We start from the raw sequence: 23,650 nt of genomic DNA on the forward strand, positions 1-23,650 counted from the left end.
ATCGCGCAGGATCGCCGAGCCGGATTCGACACCTATAGCTAACTCATAGCAATCCAGAGTTCGCGAGGTTAGCGGGGGTAAGTTCGCTGCGTGCGACGGCGCGGCGAACTCTTCGACTCGGTCACGGCCTATTGTGGGGCCGCGGTCGGGGGCGTCACGCTGTTCCTGCCGATCACCTTCGCCTGGACCGAGGACAGTACGCCGTATCGGATTTCCAGCCTGATCAACAGTGTGCCGCGGGGTGCCGCGATCGGCGTGATCGTGGCCGTGGCCGTCGCGGTACTGATGCGAACCTTCGCCGGGCCGGCCGCGGCCTGGTGGTGGGCGTTCGGCGCCGCCATCGCGCTGCTCGTGAATCACATTGTCGGCCAGCAGGTTTCCGCACCCGAGTTGCTCACCACCCAGAACTACGTGGACTCGGTGTGCGGCGGGATGCTGCTGGGCGCACTGGGTGCGGCGGCACTGCGATGCTGGCAGTCCGGCCGCCAGGGACCCGGATTCGGTTTCGCGCTGGGCGGCGCGGGGACTTTCGTGATCGGCGACCTCGCCGACGTACTGCACATCCAGGACCGCGATCCGTACGCCGTACTGGAGACGCCCCCGCGCACGCTCATCGCCGTCGCCATCGCGCTACTGCTCTTCAGTGCCCTGCGGCACCGCACCCGGGCCGTCCGCCCCGCGCCGCCGGGAATCGCGGTGGAACTGCCGATCGCCCCGATTCTCGCGGCCACGGTGCTCGCGCTGATGACGCTGGCCATGACCGAATGGCTGTCGCGGCAGTACCGCGATGCCCCGGACGACGACGGTCACGGCACCCAGATCGGGCTGACGATCGCCGCCCTCGCACTGGCGGCCGTGGCGGCGGCGATGCTGCTGCCGGGCCGCGACGGAGCCGGGGTGCTCCTGGCGGTCCCGCTGGTCGCCGCAGCGGACGGGCTGGGCGCGACGCCGCGGCCGGGGTGGCTGGTCCTGGTACTGCTTGTAGTCACCGGGCTCGGCATCCTGCTGGGCGCGCGGTGGCCGTCAGCGGCGGTGGCCATCGTGGCGATCCTCGGGCTGGCCCTGTTCAGCACGTTCAGCGGCGGGCACCACAGTGATCTGCGGTACGGCATCGGCAGTGCCGTATTGGCTTTGATCGCCGGGTACTGCTGCGGCACGGCACGACCGCACTATCCGCCGAGCGGGGTGCTGGCGGTCGCGGCGCTGTTCCTGCCGTCGCTGGTGACCGCCCTGCCGAGGCGGGACCTGATGTGGCCGGACCGGCCCGGACTGCCCGAACCGGCGACGCCCGGGCGGGCGGCGCTGCTGCTCGCGCTGTGCTGCGCGCTCGGGCTGGCGGTGCTGTACCGCTCGCGTCCCCGGCACAGACACAGACCGGCCGAGGCGGGGGCAGCGGTCCCCACCGACGTCTGACCCGCACCAAAGTTCGAGTCACCCGCAACTCTTCGACCTCACGGAGCGCCCGGCTTGCTCGCAATCCTGCTCGCACACGCCTTCGCCGCACTGGTGGCGCCGGTGTGCGTACGAGTGCTGGGGCGCAACGCTTTTCTGCTGCTCGCGCTGGCGCCGTTCGGTTCGCTGCTCTGGGTGATCGCGAATTGGGGTGACACCCAACAGGTTCGGATCCGCTGGGCGCCGACCATCGAGATGAACATCGAGCTGCGGTTCGACACGCTGTCGGCGATCATGGCCACGCTGGTGCTCGGTATCGGCGCGCTGATCCTGGTCTACTGCGCGCGGTATTTCGAGGACGACGAACCCCGCCTCGGCATGTTCGCGGCTCAGCTGGTCGGCTTCGCCGGCGCTATGTTCGGGCTGGTCAGCAGTGACAACATGTTGCTGCTGTACATCTTCTGGGAAACCACGACGGTGTTGTCGTTCCTGCTGGTCGGCCACAACGGGGAGCAGGCGGTGAGCCGGCGCGCGGCGATCCAGGCGCTGCTGGTCACCGGCGCCGGCGGATTGGCCATGCTGGTCGGGATCATCATTCTCGGGCAGCGCACCGGGAGTTATCTGCTCTCGGACCTGCTGGCCGCCGGGCAACCGCCGGCCGGTGTCGCCGCGCAGGTGGGGGTGGCGCTGCTGCTGGTCGGGGCGCTGAGCAAGTCGGCCATTGTGCCGCTGCACTTCTGGTTGCCGGGCGCTATGGCCGCGCCGACCCCGGTCAGCGCGTATCTGCATGCGGCGGCGATGGTGAAGGCGGGCGTGTATCTGGTGGCGCGACTGGCGCCGGTGTTCGCGACGAGTCCGGTGTGGCATCCGCTGGTGCTCACGCTCGGGGTGTTCTCGATGCTGCTGGCCGGTTGGCGGGCGATGCAGGTGACCGATCTGAAGCTGCTGCTGGCCTTCGGGACGGTGAGTCAGCTGGGGTTCCTGATCCTGCTGGTCGGGCTCGGCACCCGGGAGGGAGCGCTGGCGGGCGTGGCGTTGATCGTGGCGCACGCGCTCTTCAAGGGGTGCCTGTTCATGGTGGTCGGGATCGTCGATCACGGCGCGGGGACAAGGGATTTGCGCAGACTCTCGGGGCTGGGACGGAAGGCGCCCTGGCTGTGCGGGATCGCGGTGCTGGCGGCGGCCAGCATGGCGGGAATACCGCCGCTACTGGGGTTCGCCGGGAAGGAGAGCGCGCTGAGCGCGATCCTGGACGGTGGGCAACTACCCGGGCTCGCGCGCAACGGGTTGCTGGTGGGCGTGGTGGTCGCGTCCATGCTGACGGTGGCCTACAGCGCGCGGTTCGTCTGGGGCGCGTTCGGCGAAAAGCCTTGGCGGCCAACGGAAGACGACACCGACAGCGGGCCGGTGCTGTGGCATCCGATCGATATCTCCCGGCTTCCGGGCGAGCAGCGGAAGCGACCTCTCCGGGTGCGCCGGCCGGATCCGGCGACCGATGACCGGATCGGTGTGCACTGGCACGCGCCCGCCCGGCTGTTCGTAGCGCCGCCCGCGATCCTGGCGGTGGCGGGACTGCTCGGCGGCCTGGCCTCGCCGTGGGTGGGCCACCTCATCGACCCGTACGCGCAAACGCTGCCGGGTGCGCCGTTCACCAGCCTCGCGGTGTGGCACGGCGTCACCATCGAATTGGTGCTCACCACCATGATTCTCATCGCGGGCGCGACGGTTTTCGCTTTCCGGCACGAGATCGCCGCTTCAGCGCATTATCGCCTGGGCAATGCCGACCGCGCCTACGATGCGACGTTGCGCGCCATGGATCGGCTGTCGCGTCGCATGACCGCGACGGTGCAGCGGGGTTCACTGCCGTTGAGCCAGGCCACGATTCTCGGCACACTCATCATCCTGCCGGTCGCGATGTTGCTGCTGGGTGCGCGCCGGCACGTGGAGTTGCGGCTGTGGGACACCCCGGTGCAGCTGGCCGTCGGGGCGATCATGGCGGCGATGGCGTTGGGCGCCACCGTTTTACGTAATCGCCTGGCCAGTGTGCTGGTCGTCGGCGTCACCGGATACGGGTGCGGTGTCATCTTCGCACTGCACGGCGCACCGGATCTGGCGCTCACCCAATTCCTGCTCGAGACACTGACTTTGGTGATCTTCGTCCTGGTGTTGCGCGCTTTCCCGGCGGAGATCGAGGACAGCCGTACCGCCGCGTACCGGCCGCACCGGGCGGTGTTCGCGGTGCTCGTCGGCATCACCGTCGCGGTGCTGGCCGCCTTCGCGAGCGCCGCGCGCAGCAGCGCACCGATCTGGCATCTGATCCCCGACGCCGCCTATCAGTTCGGCGGCGGCAAGAACGCGGTCAACGTGCTGCTGGTGGATATCCGGGCCTGGGACACCCTGGGCGAGATCTCGGTGCTCATCGTCGCCGCCACCGGTGTCGCTTCACTGGTGTTCCGCACCCGCCGCACCGGTAGCGCGCCGCGCGCGGTGGACTCGCCCGACTACGATCCCGACGCCCTGAGTTGGTTGCCCGCAGGACGTTTGGTGGATCGCCGGGAACGGTCGATGGTTCTGCAGATCACCACGAGGCTGGTGTTCCCGACCATCATGGTGCTGTCGGTGTATTTCTTCTTCGCGGGCCACAACGCGCCCGGCGGCGGTTTCGCGGGCGGGCTCACCGCCGGGCTGGCGCTGACCCTGCGCTATCTGGCCGGTGGCCGTTACGAACTCGGCGAGGCACTGCCCGTCGAGGCCGGACATGTCCTGGGCGCGGGCTTGACCCTGGCCGCCGGGACCGCCGTCACCTCGCTACTACTGGGGGCGCCGCCGTTGTCCTCGGCCATCGTAGAGCTCACCATTCCGCTGATCGGCCACGTAAAACTCGTCACCGCAATGTTTTTCGATCTCGGCGTCTACCTGATCGTGGTGGGCCTGGTGCTGGACGTACTGCGCAGCCTGGGCGCGCGCCTGGACAAGGAGCTCGAGGAAGCATGACGTCGAATCTGACCTTGCTGGTGCTGATCGCGGTGCTGGTCGCCTGCGGCGTCTACCTGATCCTGGAACGCGCGGTGTCGAAAATGCTGCTCGGCATGATCCTGTTCGGCAATGGGGTGAACCTGCTCATCATCACCGTCGCCGGGCCGGATGGGGCGCCGCCGATCCTCGGCGCCTTCGACGACCAGCACGCGGAGATGGCCGATCCGCTGGCGCAGGCGATGGTGCTCACCGCGATCGTAATCACCATGGGGCTGGCGGCTTTCGTGCTCGCGCTGGCTTACCGGGCCTACATCCTGACCACCTCCGAAGAGGTCGAGAACGATCCGGAAGACGTTCAGGTGGCCACGCGCCGCGAGGTCGAGGAGCCGGAGGAATGAACCATCACCTGTCCCCCGGCCTGCTGCCCGTCCTGATTCCACTGCCCGTGCTGATCCCGTTGCTCGGCGCGGCCGTGACGCTGATCTTCGGGCAGCAGCGGATGATCCAGCGCTACATCACGCTGCTCGCGCTGACCTCGGGTGTCGTGATCAGCGCGCTGATGCTGTATCTGACCGACCACCACGGCACCGGGGTCGTGCAGGTCGGCGGCTGGCGGACCCCGATCGGGATCTCGCTGGTGGCCGACCGGCTCTCGGCGGCGATGCTGCTCGTCTCCTACATCGTGCTGCTGTGCGTGTCGGCCTACGGTTCCGGCCAGAACATCCGCGACGGCGACGAGAAACAGCCGACATCGATCTTCCGGCCCACGTATCTCGTTCTGACGGCGGGTGTTTCGGCGGCGTTCCTGGCCGGTGACCTGTTCAACCTGTTCGTCGGTTTCGAGATCCTGCTGGCCGCGTCGTTCGTGCTGCTCACCATCGGCGCGACCGCGGAACGCATCCGGGCGGGTGTCGCCTACGTGATGGTTTCGATGCTGTCCTCGCTGATCTTCCTGACCGGAATCGCGCTGGCGTACGCCACCACCGGGACGCTGAACCTCGCGCAGCTGTCCGTCCGGCTGGGCGAGGCGCCGGAGGGGGTCCGCACCGCCGTGTACGCGGTGCTGCTGGTGGCGTTCGGGATCAAAGCCGCTGTGTTCCCGCTGTCGAACTGGCTGCCCGACTCCTATCCGACCGCACCCGCCCCGGTGACCGCGGTGTTCGCGGGCTTGCTGACGAAAGTCGGTGTGTACGCGATCATCCGGACGCATTCGCTGCTCGCGCCGGACGGCCGGTTCGACACCGTGCTGCTGGTGTGTGGATTGCTCACCATGCTGATCGGCATCTTCGGGGCCATCGCGCAGAGTGATATTCGCCGATTGCTTTCCTTCACGCTGGTCAGTCACATCGGGTTCATGGTGTTCGGCATCGGACTGGCCACCGTCGCCGGGCTCGCGGGCGCGGTTTTCTATGTGGCACACCACATTCTGGTGCAGACCACGCTGTTCCTGGTGGTGGGCATCATCGAGCGGCAGGCCGGATCGACGTCGATGCGGCGGCTCGGCGGACTGGCGGCGAGTCCCGTGATCGCCTTCTTGTTCCTGATTCCCGCGTTGAATCTCGCTGGCATACCGCCGTTTTCGGGGTTCATCGGCAAGGTGGCGCTGTTGCAGGCGGGCGCGATGGACGGCAGCGCGCTGGCCTGGGTGCTGGTCGGCGGTGCGGTGCTGACCAGCCTGCTGACCCTGTACGTAGTGGCGATCGTGTGGGCAAAAGCCTTCTGGCGGGACCGATCCGACGCACCCGAGGGCCATCTCGCGGCCGCGAAACCCCCGGCGCTGATCGAGGAGACAGACGATGTGCTCTACGACGAACGCTCCGATCCCGGCCGCATCCCGGTGCTGATGGTCGGGGCGACCACGGTGCTCGGGGTGGTGGGGCTCGCGCTCACCGTGTTCGCCGGGCCGATCCTCGGCATCGCCGACCGCGCCGCCGCCGACCTGCACGACTCGACCGTGTATATCGTTGCGGTCCTGGGTGATCCGGGAGACTTCCGATGAACGCCGAACAGGTCTTCGGGGTGAGCAAATCCGTCATCGTGCGGGGCGCGCTGCTGATCTGGCTGGCGGTGGTCTACACGGCGCTGTGGGGTGACCTCAGCGTCGCCAATATCCTCGGCGGCCTGGCCGTCGGCGCGCTGATCATCTTCGCGCTGCCGCTGCCCCGGATGCCGGTCACCGGTCAGCTGAGTCTGCGTGCGCTCGCCGAATTGACCGTGGTGAGTGTGTATTACGCGATGGAATCCAGTTTCCAGATCGCCTGGTTCGCCATCCGGCCGGCGCCGCCGCCGGTGTCGGGGGTGCTGCGGGTCAACCTGAGTACCCGCTCCGATCTGGTGATGGTGTTGTGCACCGACCTGCTCAATCTGATCCCCGGCACCATGGTGCTGGAGATCGACCGGCGGCGCTGTGTGGTGTACGTGCACGTCCTCGATGTGAGCAGCGAGGCGGCGGTGCAGCGCTTCTACGAGACCACCCGGCGGCTGGATCGGCTGCTGGTCGCGGCGTTCGAACGGACGGTGTCCCGATGACCGTGGTTGCCGTGATCGCGGGCGTGCTGCTCATCGCGGCCGCCGGACTCACCTGTTTTCGCATCCTGGCGGGGCCGAGCACCCTGGACCGGGTCGTCGGAATCGATTCCCTCACAGCGATTGCCGCCTCCGGGCTGGCGGTCTGGGCGGCCTACGACCGCGACACCACCGACGTGCCGGCCATCGTCGCGCTCGCGCTCGTGGGTTTCCTCGGCTCCGCCGCCGTGACCCGCTTCCGCGTCCAGGACGACCGATGAGCCTCTTCTTCGACGTGGTGTCGGGCCTGCTCATCCTCACCGGCGCGCTGCTGGCGTTCACCGCGGCCATCGCCATCATCCGTTTCCCCGACACCCTGACCCGTATGCACGCGGCAACCAAACCTCAGGTGATCGGGCTGATCCTGATTCTGGTCGGGGCCGCCATCCAGCTCCGCAACGACGGTCAGGCCTGGATGCTCGCGCTCACCGGTTTGTTCACGATGCTCACCGCGCCGGTCATCGCACACCTGCTCGGCCGCACCGCCTATCGGGAACAGCGGAACCGCGACGGCCTGCTGCGCATCAACGAGCTCGGCGACGACATCGACGACGTCTGAAGCGGATTCAGGCTTGGCGCAGCGCCCGATAGACGGCCGCGCCGACGAAGGCGCCGAGCGTCTGCGGTGTCCACGCGCCGTCGTCGGCGAGCAGGGAACGCACCGCACCCTCACCGGCCGACACCCACAACTCGACGAGCACCGGCAGCTTGCGCTCGGCGTCCTCGGTGCCCCAGGCGCGCAGGGTCGGGCGCAGCAGCTCGGTGCAGCGGGTGACCGCCAGCTTGCGGCCGCGGCCGAACGAATCCGCCACGGCCGGATCGGGATTGCCGTACAGCAGCCGCCAGGCGTCGGGCCGGTCGGCCGCGATTTCCAGCAAGGCCTGGAAGCCCTCGACGAATACCGTCTCCCCCGCGTCGACGGCGCGGCGCGGGGTCGCCTGCAGCAGGCCGCTGATGAGGTGGTCTTCCTCGCGCTGAATGAGCTCCTGGATCAGCTCGACGCGATCGGCGAAGCAGGCGTAGACCACCGGCCGGGTGACCTGCATCCGCTCGGCGACGGCGGCGATGGTCACCGCGGCGATGCCGTGTTGCACGGCGATCTCCAGCGCGGTGTCGAGCACCTGCGGGCGGCGTCGTTCCGGCCCGAGATGCCGCGCCCGCTGCCGTGGCGCTACGGCCTGATCGCTACCCATGCCGACCAAGATAGCAGCGGCGGCCGCTTTCCTACACGAATGAACAATAATGCTACAGTCGCGAATGAAGTCGCTCGCCGGCGACAGGTCGCTCGAAACGGTCAGCGGCCGGATCACGCGTCAGGAGTCACCGATGACCTTGTTCAACCCGAAGACCTGTGAATTCGCGGAGTTCGACGCCGAAACCCGTCGCTTGCTGCGCGCCACGGTCGACTGGTTCGAGGCTCGCGGCAAGACCGCGCTCAAGCACGATGATCGGGAACGGATCTGGTACTCCGACTTCCTGGACTTCGTGAAGCGCGAGCGGGTGTTCGCCACCTTCCTCACCCCGGCCGCGCAGGCCAACGGCGATCCGAACAAGCGCTGGGACACCGGCCGCATCGCCATGCTGAGCAAGATCCTCGGCTTCTACGGCATGTCCTACTGGTATGTCTGGCAGGTCACCATCCTCGGGCTGGGCCCGATCTGGCAGAGCGACAACGCCAAAGCGAAGGCCAAGGCCGCGGCACTGCTGGATTCCGGCGAGATCTTCGCTTTCGGCCTGTCCGAGAAGGAGCACGGCGCCGACGTCTACTCCACCGACATGGTGCTCGAGCCCAAGGGCGGCGGGTACACCGCGACCGGTAGCAAGCACTACATCGGCAACGGCAACCTGGCCGCCATGGTTTCGGTGTTCGGGCGGCGCGCCGACAAGCCGATCATCGACAGCGCGACGGCGCTGGACAGCAAGCCGACGCAGGAGGATTACGAGGGGTACCTCTTCTTCGTCGCCGACAGCCGGCACCAGAACTACAAGCTGGGCCGCAACGTCGTGGACAGCCAGATGTATGTCGCCGCTTTCGATCTGGAGCAGTACCCGGTCGCCGAGGACGACATCCTGCACCGCGGTGAGGCCGCCTTCCATGCCGCGATGAACACCGTCAACGTCGGCAAGTTCAACCTCGGCTTCGGCGCGGTCGGCGCCTGCGAGCACGCCTTCCACGAGGCCATCAACCACGCCGAGAACCGGATCCTGTTCGGGCACAAGGTGACCGAGTTCCCGCAGGTGCAGGCGCTGGTCACCGACTCGTACGCGCGGCTGATCGCGATGAAGCTCTACAGCGAGCGCGCCATCGACTACCTGCGCACCGCCTCCCCCGAGGATCGCCGCTACCTGCTGTTCAACGCGATCGAGAAGATGAGCGTCACCCGGCAGGGCCAGCGCATCATCGAGGACCTCGCGGACGTCATCGCCGCGCGCGGCTTCGAGAACGACATGTACTTCCCGATGGCGATGCTGGGTCTGTTCGGCCTGCCGCGCCTGGAGGGCACGGTGCACGTGAACATGGCGCTGTCGCTGAAGTTCATGGCCAACTACATGTTCCATCCCAGCGATGCCGGCCTGGTCGCGTTGCGCTACCTGCCCGGTACCGCGCCCAAGGGTGCGGTGCGCGCGGTGTCCGGCGCGCTGAGCTGGTCCAGTCGTAAGCTCACCCCGCGTGCGAGTGCCGCTGTGCCGCAGCTGCGTTCGGAATTCGCGGGCGCGCAGTATCCGACCGTGCCGACCCGTCGCGACGCGGCCGACGACGAGTTCCTGTTCCGGCAGGGCCCGAGCAGCGGCCTGGGCCGGATCCGGTTCCGGGACTGGCGTCCGGTATTCGAGAAGTTCGCGCACGTGCCGAACGTCGCGGTGTTCCTGGAGCAGGCGCTGGCCTTCCAGACCCTGCTGGCCGCCGCCTCCCCGACCGCCGCGCAGCAGCGCGACGTCGACTTCCTGTTCGCGCTCGGCGAGCTGTTCACCGCGCTCCCCTACGCCCAGCTGGTGCTGGAGCAGGCCGAGATCGAAGGCACCGACGCCGCGGTACTGGACCAGATCTTCGACGGATTCGTGCGCGAGTTCTCCAAGAACGCGCTGACCCTGCACACCAAGCCCGCCGCGACCAAGGCCCAGCAGACCCGCGCGCTGGATCTGGTGCGCCGCCCGGTCGCCGACCGGGCCCGCTTCGAGCAGGTCTTCGCGCAGGCCCGTTCACAGGCCGGTTCGTACGAGATGAACGCCTAAAATTAAGACATCGTTGCAAAGGAGCAGCCGATGACGCGACCCCAATTCGATGCGCCCGCCCGCACCATCCGGGAGGTCGACTACGGGTTCTTCGGACCGGAGTCCCCCACCTGGAAGGTCTGGACCGCCCCCACCGCGGTCATCGGCTTCCACGGCCGCGTGAATCACGCAAGCTGAATACACCTCCGGCGCGGCGCGATTCGCGTCGAAGTTGCGATGACGAACCTGGCCGTACCCTGGAAGTACCTGTTGATTTGCTCTCTGCCGACCCAACACCATTGATACCGTAAGGACATGACTGTCGTGCACGAGCCCCTCATGACGACTGACGAGTTCGAGAAGCTCGCCGAGGCGGCTGATCGTGTCGGAGAAGGTGTGCGACTGGAGTTCATCGACGGACAACTGGGGGCCAAAGCAATGCCGGATGGCGATCATGGCTGCATCATCGAGTGGTTGATTCGTACCTTCTTGATGCTGCGGCCTGAGCTATGGCTCTTCCAAGAGCAGGGGCTGAAGGTCGGCAACTATCGCAACGGCCGCGCGCGACCCGACGGCGCTCTCGCGCGCAGCGGCGCTTTCGCTGGTCAACCTGAATGGGCGAACCCTGATCCAGTCCTTTTGGTCATCGAGGTAACGTCCCATGATCAGGACACCGACAGCCGGGATCGCCAGGAGAAGCCCCCTGCGTACGCTCACGCCGGCATCCCCGTGTACCTCTTGATTGATCGGGACTCGTGCGATGTCACGGTGTATAGCGAGCCGAACGGCTCCCGCTATCAACAGAAGCTCACCGTCGAATTCGGTGTCACTGTGACGCTGCCTGAACCGGTGAATATCGAGCTGAACACCGAGCCGCTGAAGAGCTGGGCGAAATAGACATCCCTGCAACAAAGGCCCTGCCGGACATGTTGCCCGGCAGGGCCTTTGCGTTGCGGGAGCTGCGCAGCCGAGACCCGAATCACGTCCTTGCACCGGCGTACGGATTCTCTAAGGCGCGACCGGCTGCGGAACGGCAGGGGCGTCTCGGTGTGCGAACCAGGTGGCGTGGAAGGCGGCGGCTACGCCGGCCAGGGCGGCTAGGACGATGGTGCCGGAGAGGACCGGGTATTCGGCCATGGGCACTGCAAGGAAGCGGAACGAGAGCAGCAGGGCTGCGAAGACGAGGGTGCCGGCGCCGACGAGGCGGATGCGGAACCAGTGCCAGCCGCGTTCCGGTTCGCGGAGGGCGGATTCGACGGTCAGGCAGAGGACGGCGCCGGCGACGAGGTCGACGCCGTAGTGGTAGCCGAAGCCGAGGGTGGCGGCGAGGGTGCCGAAGAGCCAGAAGGTGCCCATGAAGCGGAGCCAGGCGGGGGCTCGGGCGCCGGTGAGGTCGCGGCGGGTGTGGAGGAAGACCGAGAGGGCCCAGGCGGTGTGCATGGAGGGCATGCAGTTGCGGGGGGTGTAGTTGTCGAAGGGTAGTTCGGCGGGGTTGCGGTCGAGGGGCGGCAGTACTCCGGGCCAGTAGTTGCCGAGTTGCAGGCCGTGGCCGTCGGCGCCGAAGGCGAACATCGGGCCGACCACCGGGAAGAGGACGTAGAAGACCGGGCCGATCAGGCCGAGCACCAGGAAGGTGCGCACGAGGTAATGCGATGGCCAGCGGCCGCTGTCGGTGACGCGGCGCAGCTGCCAGACCGCGACCACGATCGCCGCGACCGGCAGTTCGATGTAGACCCAGTGCAGGACGGCCGAGACGCCGGGGCCGAGGGCGTCCAGGACGCGTCCCATCACCCAGGATGGATCGCCCAGTGCGTGGTCGGCGAGGATGACGTACTCGTCCAGGACGGCGGGGCGCGCCAGTGTGGTGATGTGCAGCCAGACGTCGCCGACCTTGGTGGCGAGAATAAGTAGCGCACCGAGCGCAGCCGCATGCAGTGCATTGCGGCGCTCGATGCCATCCCAGCGCCACCAGGCCAGCACCGCGATCGCGGTGAGCACGATCACCGGGCCGTTACCCACGCTGAACGGCGAACCGGCCAGCAGCCGGATAGCCGCGCAGAAGGCATCGATGGCGACGGCCGCGCCGGCCGCGATGATCCGGCGGCGCATCGGCAGACCGACCAGCGCGAGCACCAGTCCGGCCCACGGCACCGTCATCGACTTGGGTGTACCGGCGTAGTCCTGCCACACACTTTCCAGCGGCCCGGGGAAGCCCTGCCAGGCCGCGACCAGCTGCAGTGTGATCAACAACACGGGGACGGCGGCAACGCCGGAAATGACCCAGATCCGGGCCGGCGGCACGGAAAACCGTTGCGCCACACTTCCTGCACCGGAACCTGGATCTTCGACTAGCACGTCGACCATAGTAAACGGCGCGTGAACGTCAGCCCCCTGGCCAGCTGAACGGGAGCCCCGAGCTAGGTGTCCAGCTCCTTGACCAGCGCGTCCACCACCGCGACCAGATCGCCCTGCGCCGCGGCCGCGACTTTGCGCTGTCGTTGATAGGAGGCGCCCCGCACCGGGATCTCCGCGACCGAGGCCAGCTCGGCCGCGCAGCCGAGTTGTTTGGCGACCGGCTCCAGCCGGTTCAGCAGTTCGTTCAGATCGTCGGTGACCAATCGCTCATTGCTGTCGGAGTCGACGATGATGATCGCGTCCAGCCCGTAGCGAGCGGCCCGCCACTTGTTCTCCTGCACATGCCACGGCGGCAGCGTGGGTAGCTCCTCCCCCGCCTCGATCCGCCGGTCCAGGTCGACGATGAGGCAGTGGATGAGCGCGGCCATCGCGGCCAGCTCGGTCTTGGTGGAGATGCCGTCGCAGACGCGCACCTCGATGGTGCCCCACTTGGGCGCGGGCCGGATGTCCCAGTGCATGCCGCCGAGCTGCTCGAACACCCCGGTCTTGAGCTGGTCGTGCACGAAATATTCGAACTGGGGCCAGGTGTCGAACTGGAACGGCAGACCCGCGGTGGGCAGCTGCTGGAACATCAGCGTGCGGTTACTGGCGTACCCGGTGTCCGAGCCCGCCCACATCGGCGAGGACGCGGACAACGCGAGCAGATGCGGATACGACAGCAGCAGTGAGTTCAGGATCGGAAAGACCTTGTCCCGGTGCGAAACTCCGACGTGCACGTGCACGCCCCAGATCATCATCTGGCGGCCCCACCACTGGGTGCGCTCGATCAGCTCGTCGTAGTGCTCGGAGCGGGTCAGCTGCTGGGCCGACCACTGTGCGAAGGGATGGGTGCCCGCGCAGAAGAGATCGACGCCGAGCGGATCGGCGGCGCGGCGCACCGAGTCCATGGTGCCGCGCAGGTCGTCCACCGCGCTCGCGACGTTCTCGTGCACGCCGGTCACCAGCTCGACGGTGTTGCGCAGCAACTCCTTGGTGATCTGCGGGGTGCCGTCGTGGGCCCGCAGATCACCGACCGCGTCGAAGACCGCCGAGGCGGTATTGGACAGATCGCGCGTCACCTTGTCGACGAGCGCTATCTCCCATTCGATGCCGATCGTCGGCCGGGGTGAACCTTTGAACGGTACGTTCGCGCCTCGTGCCCCGGCCATGTCGCCACCTTCGTTACTGGATCACGCCACAGGCGACGCGGTCGCCCGCATCGCCCGTCGCTAGCGTGGTCTGGTCCGGTCCAGCGGCGCCGTTGGCCTGGAGATAACGGTTGGGAATGTTCCCGAAGTTGTCCGCGTCGGCATGGATCATCAGGGCCTTGCCCTTGATGTCGTCCATGGTGATCGCGTCGGTGGTGGTGACCAGCTTGGCCGCGCCGTCGGAGCGCACCTCGAGCGAGGTCAGGTCACCGCTGGCCGGATGCGCGTTGGCGCTGCCGACCTGCAGGTGGCCGCCCGCCGAGAGGAACGCGCCGGCCGGGCCGCCGGTGGGGGCGACCGAATTCGGCTCGCATTTGCCGAACGAGTGGATGTGCAGACCGTGGAAGCCGGGCTTCAAGCCGTGCGCCTCGATGGTGAACTGCAGGTGGTTCCCGCTCTGGGCGATGGTGGCGGTGCCGACCGAGGCGCCCGAGGGGTCCTTCAGGTCGACCTTGGAGCCCTGCTGGCTGCCGTGCGCCGCACCGGTTTCCTTGCCCGGCTCGCCCTTCGGCGGAGCGTCCGCACCGGTCCACACCGGCGGCGTCGTTCCCTTGACGTCACTCGATTCCTGGCTGTTCGTACAGGCAGCGAGGCCGAAGACCGCGACCGCAAGCACCGGGGTCACAGTCCGCCAGGACGGGCGACGAGTTGTGGACGGGGCCATTGGAGGAACTCCTTTGCGAGTACCGAGTTTATAAGTAAAGCTGGGTGGACACGTTCGTTACCGGACAAGATGATGCCACGCCTGCCGTGTGTTGCCGTGCAGGGGCCGTGTCACCCGCGCTTCGTTCTTGGTGCTTGTTTGTTCAGTTACCCGTCAGAATGACGACCACACCCGTGCCGGAGTCGATTCCGGCGGCTTTCGGCTCGGCACCGACTCCGAGTTCGTTCGCGATCTGCTGCGCCGCTTCCTTTTCACCGGCCGTATTCCCGTAGTACACGGTGCTTTTGGCGATGGTCCCGCCCGCGTAGTTGCCGGCCGAGACGTTCGACCAGCCGTTGGCGGTGAGTTCGGCGGCCGTCTTGGAGGCCAGGCCTGCGACCAAGCTGTTGTTCAGAACCTGCACGGGCACAGCACGATTCACCGTCGCCGCCGGGGCGGCGGTAGTGGCGCGCGGCGTGGTGGTGGCCGGCGCGCTGCTGGTCGGCGCTGTGGTGGACGTCGCACCCGTGGTCGTTGCCGGAGCCGTGGACGGCACGGTGGTGCGCGGCGCGGCGGAGGTAGCCGGCGGCACCGGTTTCGGTGTGCTGGACGGTGTTTCGGCCACGGTGCCGGAATCGGAATTCGACAGCGCCATCGCGCCGAGCCCGGCGAACACGATGGCCAACGCGATCAACACCATCGCCAGCGCGCGCAACGGGGGCCCGCCGGAGGTGGGATTGGGAGAGCTCACGCCAACGACCCTAGCCGCAGTTCAGCTTCGGCGAACGCAACTGGGAGTGTCATACCTGAAATCCGAGGCGACGGGCGGCTCTGGCCTTCTGCCGGCTCGCGCGCAACCGGCGCAGGCGCTTCACCAGCATGGGGTCGGCGGCGAGGGCTTCGGGGCGGTCGACGACCGCGTTGAGCACCTGGTAGTAGCGGGTCGGCGAGAGCGAAAACAGTTCGCGGATGGCCTCTTCCTTGGCGCCCGCGTACTTCCACCATTGCCGTTCGAAGGCCAGGATGTCCAGCTCACGGCGACTCAGGCCGCTGCTTTCCCCGTCGGTTACCGTCTCGAGATTCCGAGCCGCTGCGCCGTCCATCTTGCTCCCTCGCCGAGTTACCACCAGACGAAAAATGGTGCCTATAACGTCGCGGATCATTCAACCACGGGCTCCAGGGGTAGCTCAGCTCCAACGCGGCGTGTTCGTTTACTACGGATTAGCGGCGTGTCATGGCCTGGCCTCCGAGCCTGGGATGACCTGGCACACACGTTAGGCTTGTTTCCCATGGCAGTCCTCCCCATCGTGGTCGTCGGTGACCCCGTTCTACACAACCCGACCGAACCGGTTACCCAGACACCGGACGAACTGGCGGAGTTGATCGCAGACATGTACGAGACGCTCGACGTCTCCAACGGCGTCGGTCTGGCCGCGAACCAGGTCGGGGTGCCGCTGCGGCTGTTCGTCTACGACTGCCCGGACATCACCGACGACGGCACCGCCACCCGGCGCAAGGGCGCGGTGATCAACCCGGTGCTGGAGACCTCCGAGATCCCGGAGACCATGCCGGACCCCGAGGACGACGACGAGGGCTGCCTCTCGGTCCCGGGCTTCCAGTTCCCCACCGGCCGCGCCGACTGGGCGCGAGTCACCGGCACCGATGAGCACGGCAACCCCGTCGACATCGAGGGCAAGGGCTTCTTCGCCCGCATGCTGCAGCACGAGGTCGGCCACCTCGACGGCTTCCTGTACGTGGACGTGCTGATCGGCCGGCACGCGCGGGCGGCGAAGAAGGCGATCAAGCGCGAGGGCTGGGGCGTACCGGGACTCAGCTGGGTCCCCGGCACCGTGCCGGATCCGTTCGGCCACGACGACGACGACTGAATCATGGGTAGATGACAACTGAACCTTCGATCCCGCTCGGCGCCCGGGTGGTCATGCGCTACCAGCTCCCCGCGGGCTCCACGCCGCCGCTGACCGACGTGATCGGCGAGCTGGTGTCCCTGGAACCGCCGACCGTCAAAGTCGGCGCGGAGCAACTGGTTACCGTCCAGCCCGACCAGGTGGTCGCGCTGAAAGCCCTGGGCCCCAGGCCGATTCGCACCAGGGACATCCGCGCCCTGGAGGCCGCCGCGGCCGACGGCTGGCCGGGCACCGAGCAGGAGTGGATCGACGGCTGGCTGCTGCGGGCCGGGCACGGGTACACCAATCGAGCCAATTCCGCTGTGCCGCTGGGTCGTTCCGGCGAACCGGCGGTACTGGCCGCGGAGACGCTGCAGCGCATCGCGGCCTGGTACGCCGAACGCGGCTTGCCCTTTCAGCTGTTGCTACCCGATCGCTTGGCGCCGGTCCCGCAGGGCTGGCGCACCTGGAGCGAGACCGTCGTGCTCGGCATCGATATCGACAACTTCGTGCTGCCCCAGGGCCCGCCGATGGTGCGGACGGTGCCCGAACCCGATGCGGCCTGGCTGCAACTGCACCGCTATCGCGGCGAGAACCCGGCACTGCTGGCGGTGCCACAGCCACCGGTGCCCGACGTACTGACCGCGGTGCACGACGGCAAGCTGGGCTTCGCCGCCCTCGGCGTGCCGGATCCGATCGCCATCGGCCGGGCCGCCATCACCACCGCACCGGACCTGCGCCGCTGGGTCGGGCTCAGCTGTATCGCCGTGCAGTCGGTGCACCGCCGGCACGGACTCGGGGCGCTGGTGTGCGCCGAGCTGATCCGCTGGGGCCATGCGCGCGGGGCGACCCACGCCTATGTCCAGGTGGAGGCCGGCAACGCCGCGGCGCTCGCGCTCTACCGCGACCTGGGCTTCCTAGAGCACCACGGCTACCGGTACGCCGCGCCGCGATAACCCTCGAATCCGATTCCGAAAGAAGGCATTTCGTGCGCTTGGCGACCTGGAACGTCAACTCCATCCGCTCCCGTATCGATCGGGTGGCGCAGTTCCTGGACCGCCAGGACATCGACGTGCTCGCCATGCAGGAAACCAAATGCCGGGACGATCAGTTCCCGTTCGAGCGGTTCGACGAGCTCGGTTACGAGGTCGCCCATCTCGGTGTGAACCAGTGGAACGGCGTCGCCATCGCCTCCCGCGTCGGCTTGGCCGATGTCGAACTGGCCTTCCCCGGCCAGCCGGGCTTCGACAAGGACGCCGGTGACTCGCTGATCAGCGCGCCGGTGGTGGAATCCCGGGCGCTCGGCGCCACCTGCGGCGGGGTGCGGGTGTGGAGCTTGTATGTCCCCAACGGACGCGCCCTGGCCGACCCGCACTACACCTACAAACTGGAATGGCTTGCCGCCCTGCGCGATACCGCCACCGGTTGGCTGACCGCGGACCCGGAGGCCAAGGTCGCCCTGGTCGGTGACTGGAATATCGCGCCGCGGGACGAAGATGTCTGGTCGATGGATTTCTTCGCGGGCAAAACCCATGTCTCGCAACCGGAACGGGACGCCTTCCAGGCCTTCCTCGACAGCGGTTTCGCCGATGTCATGCGGCCGTTCGCGCCGGGGCCCGGCGTCTACACCTACTGGGATTACACCCAGTTGCGGTTCCCGCGCCGCGAGGGCATGCGCATCGATTTCATCCTCGCCTCCCAGGCACTGGCCGCCAGCACCAAGGACGCCAATGTCGACCGTGAGGAGCGCAAGGGCAAGGGCGCCAGCGACCACGCACCCGTCATCGCGGAGTTCGGGCTGGCCGACGCGTGAGAACTCGGGGCGGCAAGAGGCTCAGGGTGACAAGAGGATTCGCCTCCAGGTAGGCAATTGTTCGGTTGAATCGCCGATCGACTGGCGAAATTCCGTGCAAAATGCCTACCATCCGGCAGCTTCGCTTTATTTCGCGGCACCGCGCATTAGCATGCGGACATGGCGTTCTATCGGCAGGTCGGTTCGGTTCCGCCGAAGCGGCACACCCAGCATCGCGACGAGCAAGGCAACCTCTATTACGAGGAGTTGATGGGCGAGGAGGGGTTCTCCGGGGATTCCTCGCTGCTCTATCACCGCGGCCTGCCGCCCGCCATCGTCGACTCGACGGTGTGGGACCTGCCGGATCAGGGCACCACGCCGAATCATCCACTGCGGCATCGGCATCTGCGGTTGCACGACCTGTTCCCGGGTGACACCGCGGCCGAGACGGACGTGGTGACCGGCCGCCGGCTCATCCTCGGCAACGCGGACGTGCGGATCTCCTATGTGGTCGCGAAGCGGCCGTCGCCGTTGTACCGCAACGCGATCGGCGACGAGCTGGTGTACGTGGAGTCGGGCGAGGCGGTCGTGGAGACGGTCTTCGGCCCGCTGCGGGCTCGTCCGGGCGATCAGGTGCTGATCCCGCGGGCCACCACCCATCGCTGGCTGCCCACCGGCTCGGACCCGTTGCGCGCCTATGCGATCGAAGCCTCCGGCCACATCACGCCACCGAAGCGGTACCTGTCGAAATTCGGTCAGCTGCTGGAACATTCGCCCTACTGCGAGCGGGACCTGCACGGACCCGGCGAACCGCTGCTCGAGACCGGAACCGACGTGGAGGTGCTGGTGAAGCACCGGCCCGGCGGGCAGGTCGCGGGCACCCGGATGATCTACGCCACGCACCCCTTCGATGTCGTCGGCTGGGACGGCTGCCTGTACCCGCTCACCTTCAATATCGCCGATTTCGAGCCGATCACCGGGCGCATCCACCAGCCGCCGCCGGCGCATCAGGCGTTCGAGGGCAACAACTTCGTGGTGTGCAATTTCGTGCCGCGCAAGGTGGATTACCACCCGCTGTCCATCCCGGTGCCGTACTACCACTCCAACGTCGACTCCGACGAGATCATGTTCTACTGCGGTGGAAACTACGAGGCGCGCAAGGGATCCGGGATCGGGCAGGGGTCGGTGTCGGTGCATCCCGGCGGTTACGCGCACGGCCCGCAGCCCGGCGCCTACGAGCGCAGTATCGGGCTGGAGTTCTTCGACGAGCTGGCCGTCATGGTCGACACCTTCCGTCCGCTCGAACTCGGGGAGGGCGCGCTGGCCTGCGAAGACCCGGCTTACGCGTGGACCTGGTCGGGCCGGGGGCCGCAATCATGACGCGGATCGAGGTAGCGCAGGAATCGCAGTTCGGGCCGGACAACCTGCCCTATGGCGTATTCGCATCGAAGCACGGGCCGTATCGCGTAGGTGTCCGGCTGGGCGATTCGGTCATCGATCTCGCTGTGGCACTGGATGATCCGATCTTCGCGGCGGCGAGCCTGAATCCGTTCCTGGCGCAGGGGCCGCAGCGCTGGCGTGAGGTGCGCGAACGGGTGCGGTTGCTCGCCGACAACGAAATCCCGGACGCGGCCGTGCATTCGCTCGTCGACGTCGACATGAAGCTGCCGGTACAGGTCGGCGACTACGTCGACTTCTATGCCAGCATCGATCACGCCACCAATCTGGGCCGGTTGTTCCGGCCGGATTCCGAACCGCTGCTGCCGAATTGGCGGCATCTGCCGGTCGGATATCACGGCCGCGCCGGCACCGTGGTGGTGTCCGGCACCGATATCGTCCGGCCCCGCGGTCAACGCCGGACCGATTCGGGCGCACCGGATTTCGGACCGTCGAAACGCCTGGACATCGAGGCGGAACTGGGCTTCGTCGTCGGCGTGGGCTCCGAGCTGGGGCAGCCCATCGATATCGAGAACTTCGGGGAGCACGTCTTCGGTGTCGCCCTGGTCAACGACTGGTCGGCCCGCGACATCCAGGCCTGGGAGTACCAGCCGCTCGGCCCGTTCCTCGGCAAGTCCTTCGCCACCTCGCTGTCGGCGTGGATAACCCCCATGGCCGCACTGGAATCCGCGCGGATTCCGCTGCCCGTCCAGGAGCCCGCACCGCTGCCCTACCTGCACGCGGCCGACCCGTGGGGCCTGGATATCGCCCTGACCGTGCAATGGGACGGCGCGGAGGTCTCCAACCCGCCGTACTCCCGGATGTACTGGTCACCGGCGCAAATGCTGGCCCACCTCACCGCCAACGGGGCCTCGACCCGCACCGGCGATCTCTACGCGTCGGGCACCATCTCCGGCCCGGAGCCGGACCAGCGCGGTTCTTTCATCGAATTGTCTTGGGGTGGAAGCGAATCCATTCAGGTTAACGGACAGAAGCGCACCTTCCTGGAAGACGGCGACGAAATCGTCATCACCGCGTCGGCGCCCGGCCCGGATGCCGGGCGCATCGGACTCGGCGAGGTCCGCGGTCGCATCCGGGCCGCGCACGACTGAATCGGCTCGCCCGCAACGGCATTGGCCCCGGAATCAGGGGCTGCCGTTGCCGGTAGCGGGGCGGTAGCGTTCGGCGCCGGAAGGGGGGCCGGATCTACCAGAGAGAACGAACTATGAAACGTCGTATCGCCGCCGCAGTCTTCGTGGGTGCACTGCTCGTCCCCGCGCCCGTCGCGGCAACGGCCACCGCCGCCCCCATGCTCGGGTCCTCCGAGATCGGCTGCACCAACGGTCCCTGCCCCTTCGACGCGCTCTTCGATCTGCTCGGCGCGCTCGGCACCGGCTCCGCCAAGGGCGGCAAGCCCGCCGCCTGATCAGGAGGCGCTAGCCGCCCGACCGGCGTCGACGACGGCGACGAACCGGATGAGGTCCCCGATCAGGATGTCGGCCGCGTCCGGGGCGCCGCCGTCGTCGTGGTGGTGCAGCCAGTCGGCGACCAGCTCGAACATGCCGCCGACCGTCGCGAGGGCGAGCGCCAGGCTCGCGCGGTCCGGGTTCGGCTCGTCCGACCACTGCCGTTCCAGGAAAGCGGCAGCCCAGCGCCGGTTGCCGCGGCGCTGTTTCTCCACAGTCGGCGAGATTCCGCCGGCTTCCCCGAAGGTGACCTTGGCCAGCCGGCGGTCGTCGGCGATGGCGTGCACGAATTCCGCCAGCACCGCGGCGATGCGCTCCGGTCGCGGCCGATCGGCGACCGTGGCGGCCACGGCCGCGACCCGATCCTGAATCTGCACCGTCACCTGTTCCAGCAGCGCGATATAGCAGGCTTCCTTGCTGTCGAAATGATCGTAGAAGCCCTTGGTCCCGACGAACGCGTGCTGACAGATCTGCTCGATCGAGGTACCCGAAAAGCTCTGCGCGGCGAACAGTTCGGTGGCGGAATCCAGCAGTTGGCTGCGTCGTTGCGCGCTGCGCTGTTCGGCGTCGAGGCCACGGATCCGGCGCCGCGCCGGGGCCTGGTTACTGGCTGGGGCCGGCCGCGCGGCGGAGTTGCTGCGGGTCATGACTTCGAGATTAGCGGGCCACCTTTCAACAAGGCATCTTGTTCATAATCGGAAGGTCTGTTGTAATCACTCCACGCTGATGAGGAAGAAGGCAGACGTGTCAGTGATCAAAGGAGATCGGACTCGACGCGGCAGCTCGCGCGTCGTCGCGGCCATGATGGGGGTGGCCGTCGCCGTCGCAGCCACGCTGCTCACCGGCGGGGTGACCGCCGCGCCCGCCGCCGCGGTGCCGCCGCCGTCGCAAGACGCGTTCTATCAACCGCCGGCGGGCTTCGAAGCGACCGAACCCGGCACCGTGCTGAAGTCCCGGGAAGTGCGGCTCGCGGTGATCACCGTGCTGCCGCTGAACGTGCGCTCCTGGCAGCTGATGTACCGCACCACCGATCTTTTCGAGCAGCCGACCGTGGCCGTGAGCACGGTGATCCTGCCCGCCGGCGCCGATCCGAACCGGTCCCGGCCGCTGGTCTCGCTGCAGTTCTACTACGACAGCGCCAGTCCCGATTGCGCGCCGTCGTTCGTGCTGCAGCAGGGCGCGGGCCTGCCCGGCCTGGAGGGTATCCACTCGCAGAGTGAACTGATCGCCCTCGCCGCCCTGATCAGTCAGGGCTGGGCCGTCTCCATCCCGGATTACGAAGGGCTGGAAGGACATCTGGCGGTCGCCAAGGAACCCGGCTACATGACCCTGGACGGGATCCGGGCCGCCGAGCGGTTCGAGCCGCTGGGCCTGGACGGGGTGAATACGCCGGTCGCGATGTGGGGCTACTCCGGCGGCGGCATGGGTTCGGGCTGGGCCGCGGAAATGCAGCCGAGCTACGCGCCGGAACTCAACGTGAAGGGAGTCGCGCTCGGCGCCCCCACCTCGGACGTGGTGTCGCTGCTGCACACCAACGGGTCGATGTTCTCCAGCCTGGTCGGCATCGGCATGGCCTCGCTGTCCAAGGCCTACCCCTCCTTCAAAGAGGCCACCTACCGGCACCTGACCCCGGAGGGCCGGGCGTTCCTGGACCGCATCAACTCCCAGTGCCTGCCGCGCAACGCGGTGACCACGATGTTCGTGGATTACCAACGGCTGCTGACGATTCCGATCAAGGACTTCCTGGCGCTGCCGGAGATCAAAGAGGTCTTCGACTCGACGGTGCTCGGCCGCAACACCCCGACCGCGCCGATCTTTCTGTACCAGGGCGTTTTCGACGAAGCGGTGCCGGTGTGGACCAATGACCGGCTGTCCCAGCAGTGGTGTGCCGCAGGCGCTTCCGTGGTCTACAAACGCGACCACCTCAGCGAGCACCTGACCCTGCCCTCGCTCGGCATGGCCGACACGTTCAACTGGCTGAAGTCCCGCCTGGCGCCGAACGCACCCGAGCAGGTGGGCTGCCGCACCGAGAACACGGTGTCCATGCTGGCCGACTTCAACGCGCTGCTCAGCCAGATCGAAATCAACCTGAACGCCACCTTCGGCGCGCTGGGCTTCCCGATCGGCCCGCGCGAACGGTGAACCGGCCCCGTGCCGCCACTGACCCCGACCGGAACCGGACCGGCCGGGGTCAACATTAACGGGTCAGTTCAGCGGCGGCCATCCATCGTTCGCGCCATACGTGAACATCGAAGGTTTCGGGATCGATCATGAGATCATCTCGCTCCGAGACACACCGACAAGCTTTGACGAACTGGACCACCGTCTGGAGCTTAGGAAGTCGGCCAGCATGCACCGCATTCCGCAGCGTGGTGATGCTTACAGCGTCGGCGACGGCGGCCTTCTTGAGAGCATGGTGTAGGCGTTCATAGCTGGGTTCTCCCACAGACTTACGCAGCTCGGCCAAATCGCTAGCTAGCGTTGAGATTTCGGACGGCTGACCCGTCGCCATCGGCTTCTCCTGTTATTAAGGCGTCAGTCCCGCCCGGGGTGTCTACCACGCGGTCCGAAGGGTAGTGGAAAGTCTTAGTTAGAGCAACTATTTTCGAGCAAATGGACACGAATTTCTCGAGTCTCGGCAAATATATACGATCTGAGTC

Annotated in this window: 24 protein-coding genes and 1 pseudogene; 17 read left to right on the top strand and 8 right to left on the bottom strand. The window is 67.4% G+C overall.

Annotation, left to right across the window (positions count from 1 at the left end; translation table 11 throughout):
* Positions 1-90: 90 nt before the first annotated feature.
* Genes IBX22_RS15485 through mnhG form a run of 7 tightly spaced genes read left to right on the top strand, consistent with a single transcriptional unit; the run spans position 91 to position 7,492 of the window.
* Positions 91-1,413, top strand: coding sequence for a hypothetical protein (locus IBX22_RS15485; RefSeq protein ID WP_194816271.1), 1,323 nt, complete (start codon positions 91-93; stop codon positions 1,411-1,413).
* A gap of 54 nt (positions 1,414-1,467) precedes the next feature.
* On the top strand, positions 1,468-4,386 hold the full coding sequence (locus IBX22_RS15490; protein ID WP_194816272.1) for a Na+/H+ antiporter subunit A: 2,919 nt from the start codon (positions 1,468-1,470) through the stop codon (positions 4,384-4,386).
* The gene (locus tag IBX22_RS15495) at positions 4,383-4,766 is read left to right on the top strand and encodes a Na(+)/H(+) antiporter subunit C (RefSeq protein ID WP_194816273.1); all 384 of its coding nucleotides are present in this window, start codon (positions 4,383-4,385) and stop codon (positions 4,764-4,766) included. The genes IBX22_RS15490 and IBX22_RS15495 overlap by 4 nt, the downstream gene beginning before the upstream one ends.
* Complete coding sequence (locus IBX22_RS15500; RefSeq protein WP_194816274.1) at positions 4,763-6,367, top strand: Na+/H+ antiporter subunit D; 1,605 nt, start codon at positions 4,763-4,765, stop codon at positions 6,365-6,367. Before IBX22_RS15495 ends, IBX22_RS15500 begins: the two co-directional genes overlap by 4 nt.
* Positions 6,364-6,897 carry a Na+/H+ antiporter subunit E gene (locus tag IBX22_RS15505; RefSeq protein ID WP_194816275.1) on the top strand — a complete coding sequence of 178 codons (534 nt, stop codon included), beginning with the start codon at positions 6,364-6,366 and terminating at the stop codon, positions 6,895-6,897. Before IBX22_RS15500 ends, IBX22_RS15505 begins: the two co-directional genes overlap by 4 nt.
* Positions 6,894-7,154 (top strand): monovalent cation/H+ antiporter complex subunit F, encoded by a 261-nt coding sequence (locus IBX22_RS15510; RefSeq protein ID WP_194816276.1) that lies wholly within the window; start codon positions 6,894-6,896, stop codon positions 7,152-7,154. The genes IBX22_RS15505 and IBX22_RS15510 overlap by 4 nt, the downstream gene beginning before the upstream one ends.
* Positions 7,151-7,492, top strand: a complete 342-nt coding sequence (gene mnhG / locus IBX22_RS15515; protein ID WP_194816277.1) for a monovalent cation/H(+) antiporter subunit G — start codon at positions 7,151-7,153, stop codon at positions 7,490-7,492. The genes IBX22_RS15510 and mnhG overlap by 4 nt, the downstream gene beginning before the upstream one ends.
* Positions 7,493-7,499: 7 nt before the next feature.
* Here the strand turns inward: mnhG and IBX22_RS15520 are convergent, their stop codons facing one another.
* Positions 7,500-8,126 carry a TetR/AcrR family transcriptional regulator gene (locus tag IBX22_RS15520; RefSeq protein WP_194816278.1) on the bottom strand — a complete coding sequence of 209 codons (627 nt, stop codon included), beginning with the start codon at positions 8,124-8,126 and terminating at the stop codon, positions 7,500-7,502.
* Positions 8,127-8,259: 133 nt separating this feature from the next.
* Here IBX22_RS15520 and IBX22_RS15525 point away from each other — a divergent pair, with 133 nt between their 5' ends.
* From IBX22_RS15525 to IBX22_RS15535, 3 genes and pseudogenes are all read left to right on the top strand, one after another.
* Entirely contained in the window at positions 8,260-10,167 is a 1,908-nt protein-coding gene (locus IBX22_RS15525) for an acyl-CoA dehydrogenase (protein ID WP_194816279.1), read from the top strand.
* A 30-nt stretch (positions 10,168-10,197) separates the two neighbouring features.
* A pseudogene (locus IBX22_RS15530) lies at positions 10,198-10,329 on the top strand (DUF2236 domain-containing protein); the annotation flags it as partial.
* A gap of 132 nt (positions 10,330-10,461) precedes the next feature.
* Positions 10,462-11,043: a Uma2 family endonuclease gene (locus tag IBX22_RS15535; protein ID WP_194816280.1), complete on the top strand. Its 582-nt coding sequence runs from the start codon at positions 10,462-10,464 to the stop codon at positions 11,041-11,043.
* A gap of 111 nt (positions 11,044-11,154) precedes the next feature.
* Here IBX22_RS15535 and IBX22_RS15540 read toward each other — a convergent pair whose 3' ends face one another.
* The 5 genes from IBX22_RS15540 to IBX22_RS15560 all read right to left on the bottom strand — a co-directional run bounded on the left by IBX22_RS15540 (position 11,155) and on the right by IBX22_RS15560 (position 15,494).
* Positions 11,155-12,432 (bottom strand): DUF5933 domain-containing protein, encoded by a 1,278-nt coding sequence (locus IBX22_RS15540; protein WP_375540266.1) that lies wholly within the window; start codon positions 12,430-12,432, stop codon positions 11,155-11,157.
* 131 nt (positions 12,433-12,563) lie between these two features.
* Positions 12,564-13,709 carry a glutamate--cysteine ligase gene (locus IBX22_RS15545; RefSeq protein ID WP_194816282.1) on the bottom strand — a complete coding sequence of 382 codons (1,146 nt, stop codon included), beginning with the start codon at positions 13,707-13,709 and terminating at the stop codon, positions 12,564-12,566.
* A 13-nt stretch (positions 13,710-13,722) separates the two neighbouring features.
* The gene (locus tag IBX22_RS15550) at positions 13,723-14,412 is read right to left on the bottom strand and encodes a superoxide dismutase family protein (protein ID WP_194816283.1); all 690 of its coding nucleotides are present in this window, start codon (positions 14,410-14,412) and stop codon (positions 13,723-13,725) included.
* 142 nt (positions 14,413-14,554) lie between these two features.
* Positions 14,555-15,142, bottom strand: a complete 588-nt coding sequence (locus IBX22_RS15555; protein ID WP_194816284.1) for a LytR C-terminal domain-containing protein — start codon at positions 15,140-15,142, stop codon at positions 14,555-14,557.
* Between the two features lie 49 nt (positions 15,143-15,191).
* The gene (locus tag IBX22_RS15560; protein WP_194816285.1) at positions 15,192-15,494 is read right to left on the bottom strand and encodes a DUF3263 domain-containing protein; all 303 of its coding nucleotides are present in this window, start codon (positions 15,492-15,494) and stop codon (positions 15,192-15,194) included.
* Between the two features lie 186 nt (positions 15,495-15,680).
* On the opposite strand from IBX22_RS15560, the gene IBX22_RS15565 reads away from it, so the two are divergent.
* The 6 genes from IBX22_RS15565 to IBX22_RS15590 all read left to right on the top strand — a co-directional run bounded on the left by IBX22_RS15565 (position 15,681) and on the right by IBX22_RS15590 (position 20,950).
* Positions 15,681-16,277, top strand: a complete 597-nt coding sequence (locus IBX22_RS15565; protein WP_194816286.1) for a peptide deformylase — start codon at positions 15,681-15,683, stop codon at positions 16,275-16,277.
* A gap of 11 nt (positions 16,278-16,288) precedes the next feature.
* Positions 16,289-17,251, top strand: coding sequence for a GNAT family N-acetyltransferase (locus IBX22_RS15570; protein WP_194816287.1), 963 nt, complete (start codon positions 16,289-16,291; stop codon positions 17,249-17,251).
* Positions 17,252-17,283: 32 nt separating this feature from the next.
* On the top strand, positions 17,284-18,108 hold the full coding sequence (locus IBX22_RS15575) for an exodeoxyribonuclease III (protein ID WP_194816288.1): 825 nt from the start codon (positions 17,284-17,286) through the stop codon (positions 18,106-18,108).
* 159 nt (positions 18,109-18,267) lie between these two features.
* Positions 18,268-19,467, top strand: a complete 1,200-nt coding sequence (locus IBX22_RS15580) for a homogentisate 1,2-dioxygenase (RefSeq protein WP_194816289.1) — start codon at positions 18,268-18,270, stop codon at positions 19,465-19,467.
* Positions 19,464-20,636: a fumarylacetoacetase gene (fahA, locus tag IBX22_RS15585; protein ID WP_194816290.1), complete on the top strand. Its 1,173-nt coding sequence runs from the start codon at positions 19,464-19,466 to the stop codon at positions 20,634-20,636. Before IBX22_RS15580 ends, fahA begins: the two co-directional genes overlap by 4 nt.
* 113 nt (positions 20,637-20,749) lie before the next feature.
* Positions 20,750-20,950 carry a hypothetical protein gene (locus IBX22_RS15590; RefSeq protein WP_194816291.1) on the top strand — a complete coding sequence of 67 codons (201 nt, stop codon included), beginning with the start codon at positions 20,750-20,752 and terminating at the stop codon, positions 20,948-20,950.
* On the opposite strand, the gene IBX22_RS15595 is transcribed toward IBX22_RS15590, so the two are convergent.
* Entirely contained in the window at positions 20,951-21,637 is a 687-nt protein-coding gene (locus IBX22_RS15595) for a TetR/AcrR family transcriptional regulator (RefSeq protein ID WP_194816292.1), read from the bottom strand.
* Positions 21,638-21,734: 97 nt separating this feature from the next.
* On the opposite strand from IBX22_RS15595, the gene IBX22_RS15600 reads away from it, so the two are divergent.
* Positions 21,735-23,132: a lipase family protein gene (locus tag IBX22_RS15600; RefSeq protein WP_194816293.1), complete on the top strand. Its 1,398-nt coding sequence runs from the start codon at positions 21,735-21,737 to the stop codon at positions 23,130-23,132.
* Positions 23,133-23,187: 55 nt separating this feature from the next.
* On the opposite strand, the gene IBX22_RS15605 is transcribed toward IBX22_RS15600, so the two are convergent.
* A complete protein-coding gene (locus tag IBX22_RS15605; protein WP_194816294.1) occupies positions 23,188-23,502 on the bottom strand; it encodes a hypothetical protein in 315 nt (104 codons plus the stop codon).
* Between the last annotated feature and the right edge of the window lie 148 nt (positions 23,503-23,650).

Source organism: Nocardia sp. XZ_19_385 (assembly GCF_015355755.1).
GTDB lineage: Bacteria > Actinomycetota > Actinomycetes > Mycobacteriales > Mycobacteriaceae > Nocardia.

Bases quoted from the DNA above. Each gene is read 5' to 3' on its own strand.
- IBX22_RS15505 (WP_194816275.1), top strand. From the start codon at position 6,364: ATGAACGCCGAACAGGTCTTCGGGGTGAGCAAATCCGTCATCGTGCGG.
- IBX22_RS15500 (WP_194816274.1), top strand. From the start codon at position 4,763: ATGAACCATCACCTGTCCCCCGGCCTGCTGCCCGTCCTGATTCCACTG.
- IBX22_RS15570 (WP_194816287.1), top strand. From the start codon at position 16,289: ATGACAACTGAACCTTCGATCCCGCTCGGCGCCCGGGTGGTCATGCGC.
- IBX22_RS15595 (WP_194816292.1), bottom strand. From the start codon at position 21,637: ATGACCCGCAGCAACTCCGCCGCGCGGCCGGCCCCAGCCAGTAACCAG.
- fahA (WP_194816290.1), top strand. From the start codon at position 19,464: ATGACGCGGATCGAGGTAGCGCAGGAATCGCAGTTCGGGCCGGACAAC.
- IBX22_RS15580 (WP_194816289.1), top strand. From the start codon at position 18,268: ATGGCGTTCTATCGGCAGGTCGGTTCGGTTCCGCCGAAGCGGCACACC.
- IBX22_RS15545 (WP_194816282.1), bottom strand. From the start codon at position 13,709: ATGGCCGGGGCACGAGGCGCGAACGTACCGTTCAAAGGTTCACCCCGG.
- mnhG (WP_194816277.1), top strand. From the start codon at position 7,151: ATGAGCCTCTTCTTCGACGTGGTGTCGGGCCTGCTCATCCTCACCGGC.
- IBX22_RS15495 (WP_194816273.1), top strand. From the start codon at position 4,383: ATGACGTCGAATCTGACCTTGCTGGTGCTGATCGCGGTGCTGGTCGCC.
- IBX22_RS15535 (WP_194816280.1), top strand. From the start codon at position 10,462: ATGACTGTCGTGCACGAGCCCCTCATGACGACTGACGAGTTCGAGAAG.
- IBX22_RS15560 (WP_194816285.1), bottom strand. From the start codon at position 15,494: ATGGACGGCGCAGCGGCTCGGAATCTCGAGACGGTAACCGACGGGGAA.
- IBX22_RS15605 (WP_194816294.1), bottom strand. From the start codon at position 23,502: ATGGCGACGGGTCAGCCGTCCGAAATCTCAACGCTAGCTAGCGATTTG.
- IBX22_RS15550 (WP_194816283.1), bottom strand. From the start codon at position 14,412: ATGGCCCCGTCCACAACTCGTCGCCCGTCCTGGCGGACTGTGACCCCG.
- IBX22_RS15565 (WP_194816286.1), top strand. From the start codon at position 15,681: ATGGCAGTCCTCCCCATCGTGGTCGTCGGTGACCCCGTTCTACACAAC.
- IBX22_RS15590 (WP_194816291.1), top strand. From the start codon at position 20,750: ATGAAACGTCGTATCGCCGCCGCAGTCTTCGTGGGTGCACTGCTCGTC.
- IBX22_RS15525 (WP_194816279.1), top strand. From the start codon at position 8,260: ATGACCTTGTTCAACCCGAAGACCTGTGAATTCGCGGAGTTCGACGCC.
- IBX22_RS15510 (WP_194816276.1), top strand. From the start codon at position 6,894: ATGACCGTGGTTGCCGTGATCGCGGGCGTGCTGCTCATCGCGGCCGCC.
- IBX22_RS15520 (WP_194816278.1), bottom strand. From the start codon at position 8,126: ATGGGTAGCGATCAGGCCGTAGCGCCACGGCAGCGGGCGCGGCATCTC.